Annotated in this window: 17 protein-coding genes; 3 read left to right on the top strand and 14 right to left on the bottom strand. The window is 37.5% G+C overall.

Annotation, left to right across the window (positions count from 1 at the left end):
• Positions 1-91: 91 nt before the first annotated feature.
• From AAOP42_RS16215 to AAOP42_RS16200, 4 genes are all read right to left on the bottom strand, one after another.
• The gene (locus tag AAOP42_RS16215; protein ID WP_349529596.1) at positions 92-1,003 is read right to left on the bottom strand and encodes a hydroxypyruvate isomerase family protein; all 912 of its coding nucleotides are present in this window, start codon (positions 1,001-1,003) and stop codon (positions 92-94) included.
• Between the two features lie 35 nt (positions 1,004-1,038).
• Positions 1,039-2,382 carry a Gfo/Idh/MocA family protein gene (locus AAOP42_RS16210; protein ID WP_349529595.1) on the bottom strand — a complete coding sequence of 448 codons (1,344 nt, stop codon included), beginning with the start codon at positions 2,380-2,382 and terminating at the stop codon, positions 1,039-1,041.
• A gap of 36 nt (positions 2,383-2,418) precedes the next feature.
• Positions 2,419-3,435, bottom strand: a complete 1,017-nt coding sequence (locus tag AAOP42_RS16205) for a formylglycine-generating enzyme family protein (protein ID WP_349529594.1) — start codon at positions 3,433-3,435, stop codon at positions 2,419-2,421.
• A gap of 511 nt (positions 3,436-3,946) precedes the next feature.
• Positions 3,947-6,670 carry a CHAT domain-containing protein gene (locus tag AAOP42_RS16200; protein ID WP_349529593.1) on the bottom strand — a complete coding sequence of 908 codons (2,724 nt, stop codon included), beginning with the start codon at positions 6,668-6,670 and terminating at the stop codon, positions 3,947-3,949.
• A gap of 73 nt (positions 6,671-6,743) precedes the next feature.
• Between AAOP42_RS16200 and AAOP42_RS16195 the strand changes: the two genes are divergently transcribed.
• Complete coding sequence (locus AAOP42_RS16195) at positions 6,744-7,664, top strand: hypothetical protein (RefSeq protein ID WP_349529592.1); 921 nt, start codon at positions 6,744-6,746, stop codon at positions 7,662-7,664.
• A gap of 76 nt (positions 7,665-7,740) precedes the next feature.
• Here the strand turns inward: AAOP42_RS16195 and tsf are convergent, their stop codons facing one another.
• From tsf to AAOP42_RS16155, 8 genes are all read right to left on the bottom strand, one after another.
• Positions 7,741-8,571, bottom strand: coding sequence for a translation elongation factor Ts (tsf, locus tag AAOP42_RS16190; protein ID WP_349529591.1), 831 nt, complete (start codon positions 8,569-8,571; stop codon positions 7,741-7,743).
• Positions 8,572-8,670: 99 nt separating this feature from the next.
• Positions 8,671-9,441: a 30S ribosomal protein S2 gene (gene rpsB, locus AAOP42_RS16185; protein ID WP_349529590.1), complete on the bottom strand. Its 771-nt coding sequence runs from the start codon at positions 9,439-9,441 to the stop codon at positions 8,671-8,673.
• 25 nt (positions 9,442-9,466) lie between these two features.
• Entirely contained in the window at positions 9,467-9,853 is a 387-nt protein-coding gene (rpsI, locus tag AAOP42_RS16180; protein ID WP_349529589.1) for a 30S ribosomal protein S9, read from the bottom strand.
• A gap of 5 nt (positions 9,854-9,858) precedes the next feature.
• Positions 9,859-10,305, bottom strand: a complete 447-nt coding sequence (gene rplM / locus AAOP42_RS16175) for a 50S ribosomal protein L13 (RefSeq protein ID WP_349529588.1) — start codon at positions 10,303-10,305, stop codon at positions 9,859-9,861.
• A 110-nt stretch (positions 10,306-10,415) separates the two neighbouring features.
• A complete protein-coding gene (locus tag AAOP42_RS16170) occupies positions 10,416-11,129 on the bottom strand; it encodes an RluA family pseudouridine synthase (protein WP_349529587.1) in 714 nt (237 codons plus the stop codon).
• 82 nt (positions 11,130-11,211) lie between these two features.
• Complete coding sequence (locus AAOP42_RS16165) at positions 11,212-12,234, bottom strand: sensor histidine kinase (protein WP_349529586.1); 1,023 nt, start codon at positions 12,232-12,234, stop codon at positions 11,212-11,214.
• Between the two features lie 149 nt (positions 12,235-12,383).
• Positions 12,384-13,067 carry a response regulator gene (locus AAOP42_RS16160; RefSeq protein ID WP_349529585.1) on the bottom strand — a complete coding sequence of 228 codons (684 nt, stop codon included), beginning with the start codon at positions 13,065-13,067 and terminating at the stop codon, positions 12,384-12,386.
• 324 nt (positions 13,068-13,391) lie between these two features.
• A complete protein-coding gene (locus tag AAOP42_RS16155) occupies positions 13,392-14,411 on the bottom strand; it encodes an aminopeptidase (RefSeq protein WP_349529584.1) in 1,020 nt (339 codons plus the stop codon).
• Between the two features lie 335 nt (positions 14,412-14,746).
• On the opposite strand from AAOP42_RS16155, the gene recA reads away from it, so the two are divergent.
• Positions 14,747-15,769: a recombinase RecA gene (recA, locus tag AAOP42_RS16150; protein ID WP_349529583.1), complete on the top strand. Its 1,023-nt coding sequence runs from the start codon at positions 14,747-14,749 to the stop codon at positions 15,767-15,769.
• Between the two features lie 53 nt (positions 15,770-15,822).
• Here the strand turns inward: recA and AAOP42_RS16145 are convergent, their stop codons facing one another.
• On the bottom strand, positions 15,823-16,932 hold the full coding sequence (locus AAOP42_RS16145; RefSeq protein ID WP_349529582.1) for an MFS transporter: 1,110 nt from the start codon (positions 16,930-16,932) through the stop codon (positions 15,823-15,825).
• Between the two features lie 268 nt (positions 16,933-17,200).
• On the opposite strand from AAOP42_RS16145, the gene AAOP42_RS16140 reads away from it, so the two are divergent.
• Positions 17,201-19,831 carry a valine--tRNA ligase gene (locus tag AAOP42_RS16140; RefSeq protein WP_349529581.1) on the top strand — a complete coding sequence of 877 codons (2,631 nt, stop codon included), beginning with the start codon at positions 17,201-17,203 and terminating at the stop codon, positions 19,829-19,831.
• Between the two features lie 424 nt (positions 19,832-20,255).
• Here the strand turns inward: AAOP42_RS16140 and AAOP42_RS16135 are convergent, their stop codons facing one another.
• On the bottom strand, positions 20,256-20,876 hold the full coding sequence (locus tag AAOP42_RS16135) for an HNH endonuclease family protein (RefSeq protein ID WP_349529580.1): 621 nt from the start codon (positions 20,874-20,876) through the stop codon (positions 20,256-20,258).
• Between the last annotated feature and the right edge of the window lie 193 nt (positions 20,877-21,069).

The raw sequence follows: 21,069 nt of genomic DNA, 5'->3' as shown, positions 1-21,069 counted from the left end.
TGTTAAAAGTTTTCCATAGCTGGTTGAATTAGACCCGTTCCAAAAGAGGAACGGGTCATTCTTTTCTATACCAGTTTGGTCTGATTTAAAATTAGAAACTGTCGCTTTCCTGGTAGGCTTTTATGAGTGCCAATTCTCCTTCTTTTCCCTGGATCGAATTGCCATGCTCCATTCCCATAATCCCTTTGAATCCTTTATCATAAATGTGTTTAAAAACATTTTTATAATTGATCTCTCCGGTAGTAGGTTCTTTTCTCCCGGGGTTATCACCTATTTGAAAATAATCAATCTCGTCCCAGGTGAGATCAATATTATGGATTAGATGACCTTCTGTTTTCTGCATGTGATATATGTCGTACAAGATTTTGCATGATGGACTATCTACAGCCTTACAAATCATATACGTCTGATCTGATGTTTGCAGGTAAAGGTCGGGGGAGTCTGATAATGGCTCCAATACCATTACTAATCCATGAGGTTCAAAGATTTCAGCTCCTCTGCGCAAAGCTTCTATTACGTTGGCATCCTGAATACCGATAGGTAGTCTTCTTTCAAATCCTCCGGGCACAACAGTCATCCATTTGGCATTGACACGCTTGGCTACCTCTACGGCTCGTTTACAACCATCTACGAATATGTCAATATATTCTTGCTTGCCGGCAGCCAATGTATTTGCCATATTTCCACCTTTGTCAACTACAAATACACCCATAGTCATATTACGCTTGGCCAGAGTTTCACCAATCTTAGTTTGCATGGCAACATCTCTTTTCATCATACCATTATCCTCCAGAGCTGTGAACCCCTGATCTGCCATAAAGTTCAGTTGATTGATCGGGTCGTCACCAGCATGTGCTTTGAACATGCCAAAATGTGGGGCGTATTTTAGCTTGAAATCATTTTTCTTCAGGGCTTCTTTTCCCAAAGCCGGAGAGACACTACTTGCAGTAGCAAGTCCTGCTCCTGCCAACAGACTATTTCTAACAAATTTTCTTCTTTCCATAATGTAAGAGCTTTATGTTTTAATAATAGTCGTTGTTAAATAACTTTTGTCACTCCTGGTACTGGTATAGGGTATCTGCCATCAGCATCAGGCATTGAAGGAGGGTTAGCATCCCAGGCATATCTTTCAGGCATTATACTCTTAGTAGAAGCCAGTGCTTCGTCCCAATTTACAACCTGTCCGGAATAAGAAGCATTTCGACCTAATATTGCAGTCATTGTAGTATATGCTCCGTATTCTACATTGTTTATTGGAGTATCTCCATTTTTAATAGATGCGAAAAGCCTGTCATGTTCTACCTGATATGGATTCGGATCTTCCAAACCTCTATGGTTGTAAACGGTATTTCCGTCCCAATCTGTCAGCTTAGCTTTGTTACCACCTCCCTGAATCTCTATACGGCCTGTTGTTGTCTGAAATTGCTCTCTTACCCGAGAATCGCATCCGGGTTGGTGTCGGCACTGACTTGCCACAACCTGACCTCCGGCATAAGTAAATTCAATGGCATGATGATCAAATATTTCACCATGATCGATACCAGTTCTTACTTCACGTCCTCCAAAACCCTGAGCACTTACAGGATAAGAACCGATAAACCAATTGGCCACATCTATATTGTGAATGTGCTGTTCTAAGATATGGTCACCACACAGCCAGTTGAAATAATACCAATTTCGCATTTGATATTCCATTTCTGTCTGACCAGCTTCTCTTGGACGGACCCATACACCGGCACTATTCCAATACACTTGTCCTGAAACGATATCACCAATTGCGCCTTCCTGAATTTTCTTATAAGTTTCCAGATAGTTGTTTTGATACCTTCTCTGAAGACCTACAACTACATTCAGGTTTTTTTGCTTGGCTACTTTAGCCATTTCCAACACTTTCCTCACTCCACCAGCATCTGTAGCAACAGGTTTTTCCATGAATACATGTTTTCCTGCATTTACTGCATATTCGAAGTGTATAGGACGAAAACCAGGAGGTGTTGTCAATATCACTACGTCAGCTTTATCAATTGCTTTTTTATAAGCATCAAAACCAGTGAATTTGGTTTTCTCTGATACTTTTATCCTGTTGCCATCAGGAAATTTTTTGATAAGATTGTCATAACTATCGTCCAGACGATCTCTAAATGCATCGGCCATGGCTACAAGTTGAACACTGGGATCCGCTGTAAGTGCTTGTCCTGTAGCACCAGTACCTCTACCACCACATCCAATCAGAGCAACTTTAATGGTGTCATCTCCTTTTACATAAGCACTGGCACCTACCGGCAGTTGACTTGCCAATATTCCGCCAACAACTACTGCAGAATTTTTAACAAACTTCCTGCGAGAAGGGTTGCTGTTTAATAGTTCGCTGTTTTTCGTCATTTGAATAAAGATTTATATTTTAAAGTGATTAATTTATTAATTGTCTTCTATTGGCTTCAACCAATATTTTTCCATTTCTTCTTTAGAAGGGGTCTTAACCGGCCTTACTATTCTAAAGCCAAGGAAAGGAGCACTGGTATGCCACCAAAGGCTTTTCGGCAATTGCGGGTCAATCATTTTCCATTGTTTGCTTGAAGCTTGTCTTCTTGCACTTCGTAGATCCTGAGGGTCGTCATACCATGAGCCACCTCTTGCTACCCGTGGGTAAAGCTTTTCGGCTACTACCCAGGGGTTATCAGATGTTTTTCCAGCGAATTGCTTATAGCTATCAGTTGAGTATTCATCCAATGTCCATTCGGCTACATTGCCATGCATATCATACAACCCCCATGGGTTGGGTTTTTTCTGTCCAATTTTTTGGTACTTGCCATCACTGTTGTCATAATACCAGCCATAGTCGTTAATTTGACTTGCATCATTTCCAAATGAGTATGCAGTTGTTGTGCCGGCTCTACAGGCATACTCCCATTCTGCTTCAGTAGGTAATCTGTAGAAATTTCCGGTTTTGGCCGAAAGCCATTTGCAAAAGGTAGCTGCAGCATATTGAGTTATATTAATGGCCGGATATCCGTTTTTTCCCATTCCAAAACTCATATCAATATAGGGAGCGGTAGCTGCTGACACGCCATCTACACCAAAGTCGATTTCCTTACCTCGTGTGCTACCATCATTTAAATCATCAATTTTTCGTTCTCTGAAGAGTTCGTATTGCTGCCAGGTGATTTCGTATGTGCCCATCCAAAAGGCTGAAATATTGACTTCATGCTGAGGTCCTTCATCCGCATTTCTGGAGGCTTCTCCTGCCGGACTTCCCATCATAAAAGTACCAGCAGGTACGGGAGACAAGTCTATTCCTATATCTGTTCCGGGAATTTTTTGCGTGTATGGGGAAAAATCAGAGGAGTCTGTTTCCCAACTTGCCGGGATAAAACTTAAAATAAAAATAACTGGTGATAGAACCAGGCACGCAGTTTTAATTGTGTGTTTTGGCATTTAAAAATAATAGTTTAAGTAGAATAAAATACACTATCAAGAATGGGAAAAGTTGGTAAGTAGATTCTACAGCCGTGCAATATAATAATAATAGGTTATGATCGGTAATTTTAAGCAACATCAAAGTAATGAATGAAGTCAAAATAAGCAGTAATTATGCCAAAAAACTATAAGCAGAAATCGACATCCATAACTATGACCTGCCAGGTTTACCCGGAAAATCCAGAGGTTGACGGTAGTTTTCTTGTCTTTTTTTGAAAAAAACCTAACAAGATCTCTCTTCAATAACGTTCTAACTCGTTCGAAAATACAACATGAGACCTCTGCCTCCGGGAATGTGACGACTCTAACTAGTGCAAGCGTCTTACTTGTGTCATTATTAATCTCAAACTCTTCTTGAAACTATACTAATGGACTAGTGGGGATAATTACATAAAAAAACAACTCTTAATAGCAGCAGATATAATAATTAACATGCTTTCCAAAGTTAGACCCTGCATAGTTTGACAGTTCAATTCATCATCACAAATGCTCCCCAATAGTACGGGTCTTTAAATTTGTCTTTGATCAGTTTTTGAGCAGAAATAAATGCTTCCTGCTTATTTCCTGTCTTTAGCCAGCCACTGTAAAAATTGGTCATAAGCATTTGAGTGGCTTCATCATCCACTTTCCACAGACTAGTCACTATGGCCTGAGCACCTGCCACCTGAAATGCCCGCTGCAAACCATAGACACCTTCTCCGGCTTTCATATCGCCCAGTCCTGTTTCGCATGCACTCAAAACAACCAAATCCGTTTGATCAAGCTGAAAACTCATGGCTTCATAAGCTGTCAGTAGCCCGTCTTCTTCGTTGTTATTTTTCAGATAATCAAATTGACCGGGAACACCTGTAGGTTCTGCCAAAACAAGTCCTGAACGCAACAAGGGATTTACCACGACCTTTTCGACATCCTCCCCAAAAGCTTTTTTATTTTTGGTGCTATTGTCCGGTGTAAAATAACCGTGGGTTGAAATGTGAAGGATTCCCGGATTCTGTACGGATTCTTTAAGAGATTTTTCGGAAGCTAGTTTTTCTGTCAACACCTTCGAACTGTAAGCTCCTGCCTTAAGCACAGCATCTATAGATTCTACTTCCACTTTGGTACCTGGAAGTGCGGCATACAACTCCGTTCCATAGTACGGATTTCCCAGCAACACCACTTCTTTATGGTTTTGATCCGGTTTAGGTTCAGACAATTGTCGGGTAGAAGAAACAAATACAACCGTCAGGTCAGAGATCACTGATTCACCGGACGGTTTCACCAGAGTATTGATATTCATCTGATTGTAAATACCATCTTGCGAAAGGTAAATTTTATTTACACCTTCCAAATAGCCGGCAACAGGTTTCCAATAAGCGTCATAGGAGACTTCATCCATTGCTTTCAGTCTGATTGAATTTCTGTAAAGTTTGAAATTTCTTCCTTCAAGGTTATTCCCATCTGGAATGGAAACCAGATGCGGATCTTTGTTGTCATTTTTCAAAATAAGTGCAACATATTCTGTCACGCCTGTAAATCTCTTATTATAAAGATCAATTCTAATGATTTCTATTGCTGCTGCATCTGTCGGTAATATTGCCTGAACGCTTTCGGTAGAATAATCCTGAGCATACCCTTCAGCAAAATTCTGCGACAACTCTCGCAATTCCTTCTCAAGATCATTCACTTTATCAGTAAATTTTAGCAAATTGACTCCTAAAGAATAGACAGATTTTTTTGGCATGGCATTATATTTGGCTAATTCTTCCTTAAGCATAAGCCATTCCAAATACTTCTCTTTCAGTGTATCATCATATGAGCCTAAAAATGCCTGTTTCAGCTTTACAGACTCACTAAGCAGTAATCCTTTTGTAGCCAAATGGAGATCATACATATTGGTGGTCAATTCAGGATATTTGCTATGATTAGCGAGTACGAATGAATAATATTTCATTAAAAAATTTCTTGACCGATCCCAAAACTTAGTTTTATTTTCCTCATTCATTGCTGGAAAATAATTAACCACCTGATCAGAAATTCCATCAGTCAACAACTTAAACTCTGTAGTAGCTTCAGCTATTTTTCCGGTCTCCCAGTATATCAATGCCAGGGTTTCAAGAGTAGTAATATATTCCGGATGGTATTTTCCCAAAATATAGCCTTGCACTTGTTTCGCCCTTTGCAAGATTTTTAACCCTTCGCTATAATCACCAATAGTGTAATAGTAAAGCCCCAGATTTCCGATAATACTGGCAGTAGTAGGATGGTTCTCCCCATATTGTTTTTTATAAATATCCAAAGCGGTCTTTAGCAACGATTCCACTTCATTAATCTTTCCTTTTTCCAGATACAAAGCAGCAAGATTGTTCAACGTTCGGGCATACTGAGAACTCTTTTTTCCAAAACGCTTTTCTTTTACTTCCTTTATATTGAGCAGCAAGGCTTCCGCTTTGTTATAGTCTTTTAGGTCCTGATTGATCAGGGTAGAATTAAGCAGAAAGGTTAAAAAATCCTTTGATTTGTCTCCAGTAAATTTATCCGCAATACCGATGGCCATATCGCTTGTCTTAACTGCCATCTGTGGCTGTCCTAAAACCAACTGTAGTGTACTGAGATTGTTGAGCACCACTGCATGCTCCATGGAATTCAACTCCCCTATTTTCTCCAGCAAGTCAACACATTGATCAAAAAGTTTACTTGACTCCACATACATTCCCATGTCACGATAAAGGGATGCAAGGCTGTTGATAGATGAAATAGTAGCCATGCTTTCTAACCCAAAACGTTTTTTTCTTATTTCATAAGCCCATAAAGCATACTTTTCAGATTTTTTAAACAATCCCAAATGATGGTAAACTATACCCAAGTCATTAGTCCCTCTTGCAAAAGCATGTAATTGTGCATCATCAAACTGATCTTCCTCCCCATACTTTATAGAAAAGATCATGTCCTCCAATTGTTTTTTGATCATCCAAGTCTGTCCAAACCTGAAATTTTTCTCACAAAAAATAACGTCTGTCATCATCCTCCCTGAGGTAGTCTTGCTCTTTTCCGAATCACGAGCAAGTCCCAAATCTGCATACATTGCCACATTTTGTCCATCAAGTAATGCAAAACTGAAATTCTTAAGGTCGTTTTTTTGAAGTCCGCTCATCTGAGCTATACAGTGAATACTGGTGAACAAGCAAAATATCAGTAAACCGTTCTTATTCATAGAAATATTTGGTAAATACTAAACTAAGATAGTATATTCATATTCAGTAATACCAATTTTAATCAAACTACACATGAAAATCATAGCACTTATTGTACTATTGACCATCCCTTCTATTGCATTTTGCCAATATAAGGTACAATCCACAATGACCTCTGGAAAGAAACAAATCACAACCACACAATATGATGATGGATATGTGATACTTAACACGGGAGACCGTAAAGAGGGTCTGTTGCAACTCAAAATAGTTAATAATGACACAACAGAAATCCGAATAAAATTTGAAGATAAGTCAAAAGCCAAATTTAGCAGGTATGATGTAAGCGAATTTGGATTAAACAGTATGACTACTGACGATATTAGAGAAGCTAAAAACCCGGTCAAAAACTTTCATCCGGGTTACCTTATATTAGAATCGGGGGAAAAAGTAGAAGGTAAAGTTGCTTGTAGAAACGTTGAAAATGAGATCAACCAAAGTTTTGTCAAAACGAAAATTATGCTTGAAAATAGCAATGGTGAAGTGACTATTTATACTCCTGAAAATTTAAAACTTGCCTTTCAATCCATTGAAGATATGGATGTTATCCATGAAAAATATAAAACCGTAATGGTGGAAAGAATCCTTACAGGCAAATTTATAGTAATGCGCAACCCATTTCCCACAACCAAAAATGAATTCGCAAGTGCATTAGCAGAATCTACCAAGGACGACCTTAATGAAGAACTCGTAAAAGAGAGTTTCAAGTCAGGAAATGACCTGAATGAAATAAAAGAAAATTATGAAACGATAGATTCCGCAGAAATCAACATCTTCCAAAAAGAGTATTTAGTGAAAAAGTCTGGAATGGAAGATTACCTGATTTTAACTAAGAAAAACTACAAGGACTGGGCTACAAATGCCTTTCGAGATTGTAGTGATGACAATTCTCATTTGAGGTACAACAACATAGAAGAAGCTTTGGCTTATTACAACCAAAACTGTGGAAATTGAGTCAACCTATTAAGACACAAAAAAAGTCCATTCTGATACAGAATGGACTTTTTTTGTGTACGTCAACGGATACTAATTACCCGATAGCTACTCTTTTAAAAACTGATACGGTAAGTCCTTTACTCACGCTATCAAGGTATTGAGAAATACTTACAGAATTGTCTTTTACAAAAGCCTGAGCCAATAAAGTATTTTCTTTGTAGAATTTATTCAATTTTCCTAAAGCAATTTTTTCCAACATCTGCTCAGGTTTTCCTTCTGCTCTCGCTTGCTCTTTTCCTATCTCTATTTCCTTTTCTACTACAGTAGCATCAACTCCATCTTTATCTACTGCGATAGGGTTCATTGCTGCAATCTGCATGGCAACATCTTTTCCAGCTTCGATCACATCAGCACCACTTGTGTTGGACAGACCCACAAGTACACCTAACTTGCTACCAGCATGAATGTAAGGAACTACTGCTTCAGCCTTCATGGTCTCATAAGCAGTGATTTCCAATTTTTCACCGATTTTACCTATGTTTTCAACAATTTTTTCACCTAAAGTGATGTCACCCGAAGGCAATGCTTTTAATGCATCGATATCAGCTGGCCTGTTTGTATAAGCAGCTTCAAGTATTTCATTACCCAAAGCATTGAAATCATCATTCTTAGCCACAAAGTCAGTTTCACAAGTGAAAGCGATCAAGATACCTTCAGTCTGGTCATCGTTTGTTTTCACCAAAACAATGCCTTCAGTAGTTTCTCTATCTGATCTGGAAGCACTTACTTTTTGACCTTTTTTTCTAAGCAATTCGATTGCTTTGTCATAATCACCCTCTGCCTCTACCAATGCTTTTTTACAATCCATCATCCCAGCTCCTGTCATTTGTCTTAGCTGATTTACTTCTTTTGCGGTAATTGCCATTTTACTGTATTTTATTTTTATGTTTCTTTTAAAAAAAATTGAACACCAAAATAAATTAATGTTCAATTTTCAAATTATTATATATCGTATTATCTATTCTTATTCGGCTGTTTCGATAGCCTTTTCGTCTGATTTTTTCTTAGCGGCTATCTCCTCTTTTTCCTTAGCTTCGTCTTTGTCTTTCTTCCTTTCATTCAATCCTTCTTCGATAGCTTCTCCAATGTGCTTCACGATCAAATCAATTGCTTTGAAAGCATCATCATTAGATGGTATTGGGAAATCAACCTGATTAGGGTCAGAGTTAGTATCCACCATAGCAAACACAGGAATATTCAATTTGTGAGCTTCTTTGATTGCAATGTGCTCTCTTTTGATATCTACTACAAAAAGTGCCGCTGGCAATCTTGTAAGGTCGGCGATACCACCAAGTACTCTTTCCAACTTGATTTTTTCCCTGCTGATCATCAATCTTTCTCTCTTCGCAAGATTTTTGTAAGAGTCTTCTTTCAACATCTTGTCCATAGAAGAAAGCTTCTTCAATGATTTTCTGATCGTTGCAAAATTTGTAAGCATACCACCAAGCCATCTGTCGGTTACGTAAGGCATTCTATGCTTGATTGCCTCAGTTGTTACGATTTCTCTTGCTTGCTTTTTTGTTGCCACAAACATTACTTTTCTTCCAGATTTTACAATCTGCTTAATTGCATTTGATGCTTCTTCGAGGCAATTAAGGGTTTTATAAAGATCTATGATATGGATACCATTCTTTTCCATAAAAATGAATGGTGCCATTCTTGGATCCCACTTTCTCGTTAAGTGCCCGAAGTGGACACCAGCATCAAGTAAGTCTTTGTGTTCTATTTTGGCCATTAAAAATATAATTATATAAAATTGATTAACGCTTGCTAAACTGGAATTTCCTCCTCGCTTTTCTTCTACCGTATTTCTTCCTTTCCACCATTCTCGGATCTCTTGTCAAGAATCCTTCTTTTTTTACAGCAGGTCTGAATTCAGGATTCACTTCGATAAGCGCCCTTGCAATAGCCAATCTGATTGCTTCGGCCTGGCCTTTATATCCACCACCACCAACTACAAGTTTGATGTCGTAATTGCCATCTTCTTCTACCACAACCAAAGGTTGTTTTACGATGGTTTGATATATTTCAAATGGGAAATAATCATCAAGACTTCTGTTATTGATTTTTATTTCTCCTTTACCTGCCTGCATGTATAATCTTGCAACAGAGGTTTTTCTTCTTCCTATAGTGTTTACTACGTCCATACAGGTTATATGTTAATTGCTTTAGGTTGTTGTGCTTCATGAGGATGCTCGCTTCCTTCATACACATACAGATTTTTATAAATAGCTCTTCCCAACCTGTTTTTAGGTAGCATACCTCTTACGGCTCTTTCTACTAAGATTGTTGAAGACTTTCTTGTCATTACTTCTTTTGGTGTTTGGCTTTTCTGGCCTCCCGGATATCCGGTATGACTAATGTAAACTTTATCAGTCCACTTTTTACCTGTCAACTTTACTTTATCAGTATTGATCACAATTACATTGTCACCACAGTCAACATTTGGAGTATAACCCGGCTTATATTTACCACGAATTACTTTTGCAACTTCGCTGGCTAATCTTCCCAGAACTTTTCCTTCAGCATCTACAACAACCCAGTTTTTTTCAACTGTGGCTTTGTTTAATGATGCAGTTTTATAACTTAATGAATCCACTATATTTTGTATTGAATTTTAAACAAAATCAAACCACCCCTCAAAAAGGGACACAAAAATAGATTTTTTAATTTTGAAAAACAATACAACTACAACAATATCTTCTTTTTTTAAGTATTTCTTTTCAATTGGTTTACCAATACATTGAAATCCTTGGGATAATCTGCCTGAATAGATATTTCTTCGCCCTCTTGTGAGGTAAATCGGAGGTTGTAAGCGTGAAGTGCAAACCTTTTTATCAGAGGTTCTTCTTCCGTATTCTTCTTTAAGGAAAATTTTTGTTTGACCGATGACAAAAAAAACGGAATACCTCCGTAGAGTTCATCTCCTACGATGGGCGTTCCTTTACTGGCCACATGAATCCTGATTTGGTGCATCCTACCTGTCTGTGGAATGCATTTCATGAGAGTATGCTTTTTATATATTTCTATGGTCTCAAAAATGGTTGAAGCTGGCTTTCCTTCCAACTTATCCACACATGCCTTTCCATTGCCCAGCAATCTGATTGGCAAATCTACCTGTTCATCCTTAATGTTGACATTACCTTCTATAACGGCATGGTACTCTTTATACACCTTCCTTTTTTCAAAAAGATGAACAGCATAACTGTAAGCTGGTAAGTTTTTAGCAAAAAGTAAAACACCGCTCGTTTCCTTATCTATGCGATGACAAACTTTTACATCAGGATATACCTCTCTGACCAGTGCCAATGCGTGGTATCGATCGTTTCTATCTTCCAGAGTAGATAGAAACGGTGGCTTATTGATCGCCAAATAATCCTCGTTTTCAAAGACTATGAAATCCTTAATGTTGATCTTTTTCATATTCTGCATCCAGCTGCGAATATCACTAATAAAGAACAAAATAGACTGGTAGAGTTGTATATTATTCTATTCTGACCCAACACTACTTCTGACCGTCTAATTCAAAGCTAAACTCACTGTTCTTGCCCATCTTGCTTTTCACTTTGATCTCACTTCCATGCGCTTCAACAATATGCTTGACAATAGACAGCCCCAAACCGGTACCTCCTCTTTCTTTTGACCTGCTCTTGTCCACTCTGTAAAAACGCTCGAAAATACGGTTAAGGTGTTCTTGTGGTATACCAATCCCGTGATCAATAACACTAACTTTAATACGTTCATTTTTAACTTCATCCACTGACACAAATACTTTTCCTGAATCTTTAGAGTATTTTATTGCATTGGATATCAGATTGACCAATACTTGATATATACGCCTGGGGTCTGCATAAACCATTACCTCCTCATATCTTTTGCAGGATGCATATAGTTTAATTTCCTTCCCATGTGCAGTTTCTTCAAACTCATCAAACACGTCGTATATCATTTCCCCAATATCAAAATTTTCTCTATGCATGGTAATATCACCAGCCTCCATATGCGAAACCGTCAACAAATCCTGGACAAGTGCATCCAGTCCATCCAAACTCTTGGCAGCTTTCTTAAGGAATTTCATTCGGATATTTTGATCATTGACTGCCCCATCAAGTAGAGTATGTACAAAACCTTGCGCTGCAAATATTGGAGTTTTCAGCTCATGAGATACGTCAGCAAGGAATTGTCGTCTGAACTTTGCCATTCGCTTTAGCTCTTCTATTTCAGATTGTTTGTTTTGTGCATACTTATACAATTCTGCATATATACCATTTAATGACTTAAAGTCTTTGGCTTTTTTGGATTCGGCTTTTTCTATTTTATGAAACAGATTGTACAACCCTTTTAATTCCCTGAAAAAAAGAAACTCCAGTACTATGTAAATGATAACAAATGATACAACCAAAGAAAATGAATATATCCACCAAAACTCCTTACTCGTGAAATCCTGAAAAACATACAGCGAAAGAGATGTAATCGTAGATAGTGAAAACGCTAACAGAAGAGCAAGAACTCTGGAATTTAATGCCATGAAATATTGGATTTATTATGTAGCTACAGATAGAAAGATACCAACTACATCTCAAAATAGATTTAACTGTAGAGTTTGTCTTTTCTAATCTGCAATCGTCAACAAACAGACAGCAAGCAAAATACTTCTTCTTTGCTCAAATCCTCAAGTTAATTAATCTCAAGCTTGTAGCCTACACCTTTTATAGTAGAAATATACCCCTCTCCTATCTTTTCCCGCACTTTACGCACGTGTACATCGACGGTTCTGGCCAACACATACACGTCAGTACCCCAAATATTGTGTAATAAATCTTCTCGACTAAATACTTTGCCAGAATGCTGTGCAAGAAAATAAAGCAACTCAAACTCTTTTTTTGGCAAATTGAGTTCATTGCCAGACTGATACACCACATAGCTTTCTCTATCTATAACCAAATCACCAACTTCTATTTTCTCGTTTTCAGATTGTTTGGAGTTTTTTCTTCTAAACAGGGCATTGATTCTACTCATCAACGCTCTTGGTTTGATAGGCTTGGCAATGTAATCATCCGCACCTGTTTCGAAAGCTGCTACCTCCGAATATTCTTCCACACGAGCAGTCAGAAATATAATAAAAGTATGGCTCAGTTCACTCAGGTCTCTCAATTGCCTGCAGGTCTCCACACCGTCTTGCTTTGGCATCATAATATCGAGCAAAATAAGATCCGGAATAAATTGCTTCGCAATTTCTACCCCTTTGATTCCATCTAAGGCGGTCTGTACCAGGTAGCCTTCTTTTTCCAGATTGTATTTTAACAAATCCAGTATATCCGGCTCGTCATCTACAATTAGTACTTTTTTTTCCTCAGCCATAGTCTCAAGTATTGAATTAAAGGTAAACTAAATGTTAATCACATTTTTTTAACAACTCAAAATTGTAGCATCTGATTTCAAAATCAAATTTTTAATCAACTGATAACAATTATTTAATATAAAGGAAATAACCGGGGACATCATATTTTATTCAAGGGATTTTTCAATCCTGAAGCGTATTTTATATACAGTCCAATTGCGCCAGTGAACATACCTGCCTTACTTTCAATGGTATTTTATTATCGTCACCCAACAACCATGCATGCACTGAATTTTTTCCATCAAACATAACAATATACAATATAACGGATAACACTCTCATTTCTACTGATTTTCCTTTTGATATTGGATAAAAGCTCTTAAATCTCCATCAAATTGATTCTTTAACTGAATTTCAAATTGATCTATTTTAGAAAAATACCTGTGGAAGGACAAAAAATAGCAATTGTTGGGCAGTCGTTCAGAAAATATCCCTTTAAATCTCTGAGGATTTTTAAAGGATACGGTATCTACAGCTTGTATTATTTTTGAAATCATCATTTGCTTCTTTCTACTTTTCAGAGAATCATTCATGTCCGCTGTAAATGATTGATACAGGCTGTCAAGCTTCTTTGTCCCAACTAGCATGTGGTTGGTATATTTTACATAATCATGTTCCGAATTAACATATTGATTGGCATAAGCACTACTCGCACCATATTTAAAATTTAAAAACTTAACCGCTCCTTTTTCTCCAATAAATGAAGCCAGGTTTTCATTATACGACAGAGAGTCTTTGATAAAAACTGTGGCATGGGTGAGTTCGTGAATTACCAGCTCTGCCAATGATCCCTCACTTCTGGTAAGCTGATTAGATAAAATCGGATCTCTAAACCAACCCAATGTGGACCAGGCATTTACTGTTCTAATTCTTGTATCCAAACCCTTTTTCTCAAGCTCTGCTCTTTCTTCTCTGGCTTTATCCAGCTCGAAAAATCCTTTATATGAGAATGATCCTAGAAACGGGAAAGTCCACTGCACAGATTTCAATTCGTAAGGTTCACATGCCGACAGGTTCCAAAGAATATCCTCTCCTTTCTGGTCAAAAACTGAGGTAAAGTTTTTAGTATCCTTCAATCCCAACGAATCTATTGCAAACTGTCTGATCTCCTGCATCAATTCAATCTTCATTTTTAATGAATCCGGAAAATTAACATCAGATAACACGTCTCCGATTGGTTTCGCATTCCAAACTACCTTCAACTGTCCGTTTGCCTGCATCACTCCATACTTTAACAAATCTAAGTATAAGACAATTAATACAGTCGATACAACCAAAACACCCAGAGCAATTTTCTTCTTCATATCTATATAAAATCAATACCTGCCAAATGAAAAATCAAATTAAACCTCACTCTCAGATAAAAAATGAATCTGGTTAGAAATACAATCATTGCGAGCCATTCTTTTTTATTATTTACTAATTTATTTAGTTTTAAATTTATAAGCACTTTACTAAATCAATTCAAAAAGATGATTTTCTTAAATAAATACTAATATTTATAGTATTATGATTTTATTTGTAAAAATTAATATTCAAATTGCACTCAAAACAAGGAACAATATCCATCTGATTAAATACTATCATCTCAATATTTGAACTAATTTAGCTTAAACAATAATTATAAACACCTACAGGCATGAGCGAGAATACAGAAAAATTAAAAGCACTACAGCTGACCATAGATAAATTAGAAAAAACGTACGGAAAAGGTGCTGTAATGAAATTGTCTGATGAAAAAGTAATGGATATACCTTCCATACCTACAGGCTCATTGGGTCTGGATATCGCATTGGGCATTGGAGGAATCCCCAGAGGACGGGTGGTTGAAATTTACGGGCCGGAATCATCGGGAAAAACCACGTTGACCATGCACTGTATTGCCGAAGCGCAAAAACAGGGAGGACTGGCTGCTTTCATAGATGCTGAACATGCTTTTGACAAGACTTACGCTGAAAAACTTGGAATTGATACTGAAAACTTATTAATCTCTCAACCCGACAATGGAGAGCAGGCTTTGGAAATAGCCGAACATCTTATCAGATCAGGTGCAATTGATATTATTGTTATTGATTCAGTAGCGGCTCTGGTTCCAAAAGCCGAACTGGAAGGTGAAATGGGTGATAGCAAAATGGGCCTTCAGGCAAGGTTAATGAGTCAGGCTTTAAGAAAACTTACTGGTGCCATCAACAAAACGGGTTGTTGCTGCATATTTATCAATCAGTTGCGTGAAAAGATTGGAGTAATGTTCGGAAACCCTGAAACTACAACTGGTGGAAATGCACTCAAATTTTATGCTTCTGTAAGACTAGACATTCGCAGAATCGGGCAAATAAAAGAAAATGCCGATAATATACTAGGCAACAGGACCAGGGTGAAAGTAGTGAAAAATAAAGTAGCTCCTCCGTTCAAAGTGGTAGAATTTGATATAATGTATGGACTGGGAATATCAAAAGTCGGTGAAATAATAGATCTCGGAGTTGAACTGGATGTTATCAACAAAGCTGGCTCCTGGTTTTCATACAAAGGGAATAAACTGGGACAAGGCAGGGATACCATAAAAGCCCTGATCGCTGACAATCCGGAATTGATGGAAGAACTCGAAGCTACTATCAAAAGGAAAATTCACGGAATAGAGCCGGAAAAAGAAAAATCGAAGTAAAAATATTTATCATTTCCTTGTGATTATTGATCACAAGGAAATGATTTTCAAAATCAATAGTGCATTATAGCCTCCAAAATTCCATTTGGAATTTCAAACCCGGCAAAAAACAACCCTACACCAAATACCTTTCTTTTAAAATCCACTTTGGACAGTGCCAATGGCAAAGTACTTACAGACACCAATGTATAGAGTATTGAAAACAAAAACGTGCAAATAATTATCCCAACCACATTATCCACCAGCAATACACCGAACATCACTATCAAAACACCAACAATACCCACCTGAGAAGATTTATTTGCGCCAAACTTCTCAACCACATTTCCTATCGGAATAGACACCACAGCGGAAAAAGCCAATATCATTGACACAATCTGGTTGCCGTTAAATGAATCTGGCCCTGATACAAGTACTGCCTCGAATCTATCAGGAAATTTATTGAAAAGTACAGTGGATGCTATACCAAAAGCAATACCGAGCATTATAACAAACGGAAAATCAATTTCACTATTGGATTCATCTTGTTGGGTGATCACTGGCACCTCAACGTTTTCTACTTTATCATCCACTACTGCAGACGTCTTTCTAAGAAAGTAACCAGAAACCGAAACTGCTACTCCACCACCAATAAAGGTAATAGGTGCACCCAGATAATCAATCAAATCTACAATAATGGGTTCTATAGCATATATAAGGCCTGAAACCAATGTAATAATTGCCATTGCAGTAGGTAACTTGGCAGATGGAGCAAAAAGCTCAATAGTTGAAATCGCAGGACTAGTAAAAATACTCATGGAAAACAACCAAAGTATTATTAACACTGGAAGTAACCATTTAAGAATTTCACCCGGATTAGCCATCAAGGTAAACGCCACAGCCATAAAAACCATAGCCGCAAAACTTATTCCAGCCGTGATAACGGGTAGCCTATGGCCTGAGGTTTGCCTAAACCTGTCACCAATCTTCCCGGCTATGGGTGGTGTAATAACCATTATCAGTCCCTGAGCTACAAACAAAGCAAAAGTAAATTGTACGAATCCAAAATTTAATAATAATTTAGGCTGGTAATTGTAATAAGCAATCCATCCAATAATGACAGATGCATAAAGTCCTACTAAACTTGCAAGTTGAGGGTAGTTGATTGATTTGGTGTTTTTCATCTAATTTTTGAGATTGGTAATAACACTGTTTAGTGCCATTATAACTCCAAGTATAACAAAATCTATACACTTTTGTTTGCCGTATAGATTTCCTTAGGTATTATATTTTATACTTTTGCACCTTCTTTTAAAAATTCAGGTAAGATAGTTCAATGATATCTTGCTTAATTCCTATTCTCAATTTGAAACGAAATATAAAAATGATTGTTCGTTGTACTTTGGTTAAATAGGACAAACTTATTTTTAACATATTTTTTAGACTTACAAAATGTCCTTATCGACTAAATACAATCCTCAGGAAGTTGAATCAAAGATTTACGAAGAATGGATGACTAAAGGTTTTTTCCACTCAAAACCTAACCCTGACAAAGAACCATTCACTATAATTATACCTCCTCCGAATGTGACGGGTATCTTACACATGGGTCACATGCTCAACAACACCATTCAGGATGTATTGATTCGAAAAGCCCGAATGGAAGGCAAAGAAGCCTGCTGGGTTCCGGGAACAGACCATGCGTCAATCGCTACAGAAGCAAAGGTAGTTGGTTTATTACGTGAAAAGGGAATTACCAAGGCAGACCTTACCAGAGATGAGTTTCTGAAACACGCACATGCATGGAAAGACAAATATGGAGGAATTATTCTGGATCAACTCAAACGACTTGGTGCTTCATGCGATTGGGACAGGACATTTTTTACAATGGAACCCAAACTATCCAAAGCAGTTATTGATGTTTTTGTAAGGTTGTATAAAAAAGGATACATATACAGAGGCAACAAAATGGTGAACTGGGATCCCACCGCTCAAACTACCATTTCCAATGAAGAAGTAATCTACAAAGAAGTTGATGCCGCATTGTACTATGTCAATTACAAATTAGAAGGCAGTGACGAATTTGTAACCATTGCCACTACCCGTCCTGAGACTATTTTGGGCGATACTGCCATATGCATCAACCCAAATGATGAAAGATATCAGCATCTAAAAGGCAAAAGAGCCATAGTCCCTCTGGTCAACAGGTCAATACCTATCATAGAGGATGAGTATGTTGATCTTGAGTTTGGAACAGGATGCCTGAAAGTGACCCCTGCACACGACATCAATGACTATGAATTGGGGCAAAAACACAATTTAGAAATCATTGACATCTTAAACGATGATGGTACTCTTTCAGAAGCAGCACAGTTTTTCATTGGTTTAGACAGAGAAGAAGCAAGAAAATCAATAACCAAAGAGTTAAAAGCTTTAGGAATTTTAGCAAAAGTTGAAAACCTCAGACACAAAGTAGGTTTTTCAGAAAGAAATCCAGATACGGTAGTTGAGCCTAAACTTTCACTCCAGTGGTATGTAGATATGCAGGAGATTGTAAAGCCTGCATTGGAAAATGTAATGAATGATGAAATTCAGTTTTATCCTCCAAAGTTTAAAAACACTTACAAACACTGGCTGGACAACATTCGTGACTGGCCTATCTCAAGGCAATTGTGGTGGGGACAGCAAATTCCGGCATTTTACTATGGGGAAAACGGTGTGGCAGTGGCTCCTACTGTAGAAGAAGCTTTGGAAATAGCCAGGAAAGATTCAGGAGATGAAAAACTGCAAATTACCGATTTAAAACAAGATCAGGATGTGGTGGACACCTGGTTCAGTTCATGGCTTGTTCCCATCTCTGGATTCGATGGATTTGAAAACCCGGGCAATGAAGATATAAAATATTACTACCCCACTTCTGTATTGGTTACAGGCTGGGACATTATATTTTTCTGGGTAGCCCGGATGATTTTTGCCGGTTATGAATTCATGAATGAAAAACCTTTTGAAAAGGTATATTTCACAGGAATGGTAAGGGATTTGCAACGTAGAAAAATGTCCAAATCCCTCGGTAACTCACCCGATGCGTTGGGTCTCATTGACCAATATGGTGCTGATGGAGTGCGGGTTGGCATGCTTTTAAGCTCTGCTGCTGGAAACGATCTTCTTTTTGATGAAAAACTATGCGAGCAGGGAAGAAATTTCTCTACTAAAATATGGAATGCATTCCGTTTGGTTAAAAACTGGGAAATAGTTGAGAAGCCGGCAAGTCAGAAAAACACATTGGCTAAAGAATGGTTTGAAGCCCGATACAATCAGGTATTGGTAGAGTTGGAAGATCATTTCTCCAAATTCAGGCTTTCGGATGCATTGATGTCGGTTTATAAACTCATTTGGGACGACTTCTGTTCCTGGTATCTGGAGATTATCAAACCCGATTTCGGTCAACCTATTGACAAGGAAACATACGACACGACCATTAATTTCTTTGAGAAACTAATGAAAGTAGTACATCCTTATATGCCATTTATTTCCGAGGAAATCTGGCAAAAAATAGAAAAGCGTGAAGACAAAGATTATTTGATTGTATCCGAATGGCCGGAAGCGAAAGCCTTTGATCAGCAAATAATTTCAGCAGCCGAAAAGTCTTTTGAACTGATTTCTAACATCAGAAATATCCGAAATTCTAACGGCATTTCGTTTAAGAATGAATTGGAGCTATTTGCCAAAACATCAGAATTCGAGGAGTATTCTGCGTTTAAAGAAATAATATCCAAACTTGCGAATCTTTCTTCGTTCACTCAATGCGAAGAAAATCCGGGTAGTTCTCTGAGCTTTACCATCAACTCCGATGAGTTTTTTATCCCTGTGGAAGGTAAAATTGATGTAGAAAAAGAAAAAGCTGAACTAACAAATGAATTAGAATACACAAAGGGATTCCTCAATACTATCAATAAAAAACTAAACAACGAACGCTTTGTAAGCAATGCTCCTGAAAATGTAGTAGCAATAGAAAAAAAGAAGCAAGCAGATGCCGAGTCTAAAATTGAAATGCTTGAGGCCAAGTTGAAGGAATTGGGGTGAGGTTTGTCTGGCCTAATGTTTTTGGGCATCAGTGGTGAAAAGCCCATTGAAAGGTTCAATACCGATTATCCATGCAGTTAGTTTTGTAACAAACTCCTAAAAGGCAATCAACACATTACATTAAAGACAAAGCCATTATCAGCAAATACGGTCATATATAGCAGATAATTACCAAATATGGTAAGAAACCCTATGGCAGTTGAAATGTATTCCCGAAAGGTAATCAAGCAAAAACTGGATTATATCCATAACAACCCCGTTCAAGGAAAATGAATGTTGGCTAAAAGCCTTCTTGACTATGAGTACAGTTCTGCACAGTTTTATGAAAGTGAAGCTTTTTCGCATCCCTTTTTAACGCACTATGTAGATGATATCTAATCCGTTTGCCTAGAGGCTTGTTGGTCACAAAACCAACGAGAGGTGTTTAGTCAAACTGCGAAATTCTCCAAATAGAACTAGCATATTTGGCCAATTTATCTTGTCTTCTATCTATACTATTAGGCGTCCAATTGCTAGAAGTTATTTCAGTTGTAATTGCATATTGACTCGTTCGAAATATTTCTTTTTTTTCTTCGAATGGAAGGGCTTCACAAGCCCTATTTTTATCATCCTCAAGTATCGTATAATTACCCAAACGGTACACCAATGATTCATGAATTGATTGTGGGAATTCGTCTAAATAGTTCTCGTTTCCATTTTCAGGTAGGATGTGTTCAATAGTACCTGGGGTGTCCTCATATGGATAGTCAGATTGACTAAGGTGGTTTTCAATACTGAATAGAATATAACGAACAATTTTTTTTCCTCTCTTAGTACTTATTGATTTGGATGCAAAATCATTTTTAAAATCATTATCACTAGGATACAGGTTAATCAACGAATTTGCAATTTGAGACACAGTCGTCAATTCATTATTACTAATTCCATTCGCAGCTTTATTATATATGTCTTCTTTGAGATTGGTGTGCAATTTACCAATTACTGTATATCTAAAAGTAATAATGCTTACCAGTTTTAAAACACTTGCAAAGTCTTCTTGATTCAAATTATTGTAAGCAGCGATAAGGAGCGGAAATGCCTGTCTTTCCTTAAATAAACTTGGAACTGCTACATTTGACAGGACAGTAAGTTAAGCTCGTTAAGCTAAATTTACATAAGATGAAACAAGAAAGAAGACACTTCGATAAGGAGTTCAAAATGATGGCAGTAAATCTGTGTTTGACAGGGAAGTCAACCAA

Source organism: Reichenbachiella sp. MALMAid0571 (assembly GCF_040151475.1).
Classification (GTDB): domain Bacteria; phylum Bacteroidota; class Bacteroidia; order Cytophagales; family Cyclobacteriaceae; genus CAXBNB01.
This window is presented reverse-complemented; position numbering and strand designations above follow the sequence as displayed.

Bases quoted from the DNA above. Each gene is read 5' to 3' on its own strand.
- AAOP42_RS16215 (WP_349529596.1), bottom strand. From the start codon at position 1,003: ATGGAAAGAAGAAAATTTGTTAGAAATAGTCTGTTGGCAGGAGCAGGA.
- AAOP42_RS16210 (WP_349529595.1), bottom strand. From the start codon at position 2,382: ATGACGAAAAACAGCGAACTATTAAACAGCAACCCTTCTCGCAGGAAG.
- AAOP42_RS16205 (WP_349529594.1), bottom strand. From the start codon at position 3,435: ATGCCAAAACACACAATTAAAACTGCGTGCCTGGTTCTATCACCAGTT.
- AAOP42_RS16200 (WP_349529593.1), bottom strand. From the start codon at position 6,670: ATGAATAAGAACGGTTTACTGATATTTTGCTTGTTCACCAGTATTCAC.
- AAOP42_RS16195 (WP_349529592.1), top strand. From the start codon at position 6,744: ATGAAAATCATAGCACTTATTGTACTATTGACCATCCCTTCTATTGCA.
- tsf (WP_349529591.1), bottom strand. From the start codon at position 8,571: ATGGCAATTACCGCAAAAGAAGTAAATCAGCTAAGACAAATGACAGGA.
- rpsB (WP_349529590.1), bottom strand. From the start codon at position 9,441: ATGGCCAAAATAGAACACAAAGACTTACTTGATGCTGGTGTCCACTTC.
- rpsI (WP_349529589.1), bottom strand. From the start codon at position 9,853: ATGGACGTAGTAAACACTATAGGAAGAAGAAAAACCTCTGTTGCAAGA.
- AAOP42_RS16170 (WP_349529587.1), bottom strand. From the start codon at position 11,129: ATGAAAAAGATCAACATTAAGGATTTCATAGTCTTTGAAAACGAGGAT.
- AAOP42_RS16165 (WP_349529586.1), bottom strand. From the start codon at position 12,234: ATGGCATTAAATTCCAGAGTTCTTGCTCTTCTGTTAGCGTTTTCACTA.
- AAOP42_RS16160 (WP_349529585.1), bottom strand. From the start codon at position 13,067: ATGGCTGAGGAAAAAAAAGTACTAATTGTAGATGACGAGCCGGATATA.
- AAOP42_RS16155 (WP_349529584.1), bottom strand. From the start codon at position 14,411: ATGAAGAAGAAAATTGCTCTGGGTGTTTTGGTTGTATCGACTGTATTA.
- recA (WP_349529583.1), top strand. From the start codon at position 14,747: ATGAGCGAGAATACAGAAAAATTAAAAGCACTACAGCTGACCATAGAT.
- AAOP42_RS16145 (WP_349529582.1), bottom strand. From the start codon at position 16,932: ATGAAAAACACCAAATCAATCAACTACCCTCAACTTGCAAGTTTAGTA.
- AAOP42_RS16140 (WP_349529581.1), top strand. From the start codon at position 17,201: ATGTCCTTATCGACTAAATACAATCCTCAGGAAGTTGAATCAAAGATT.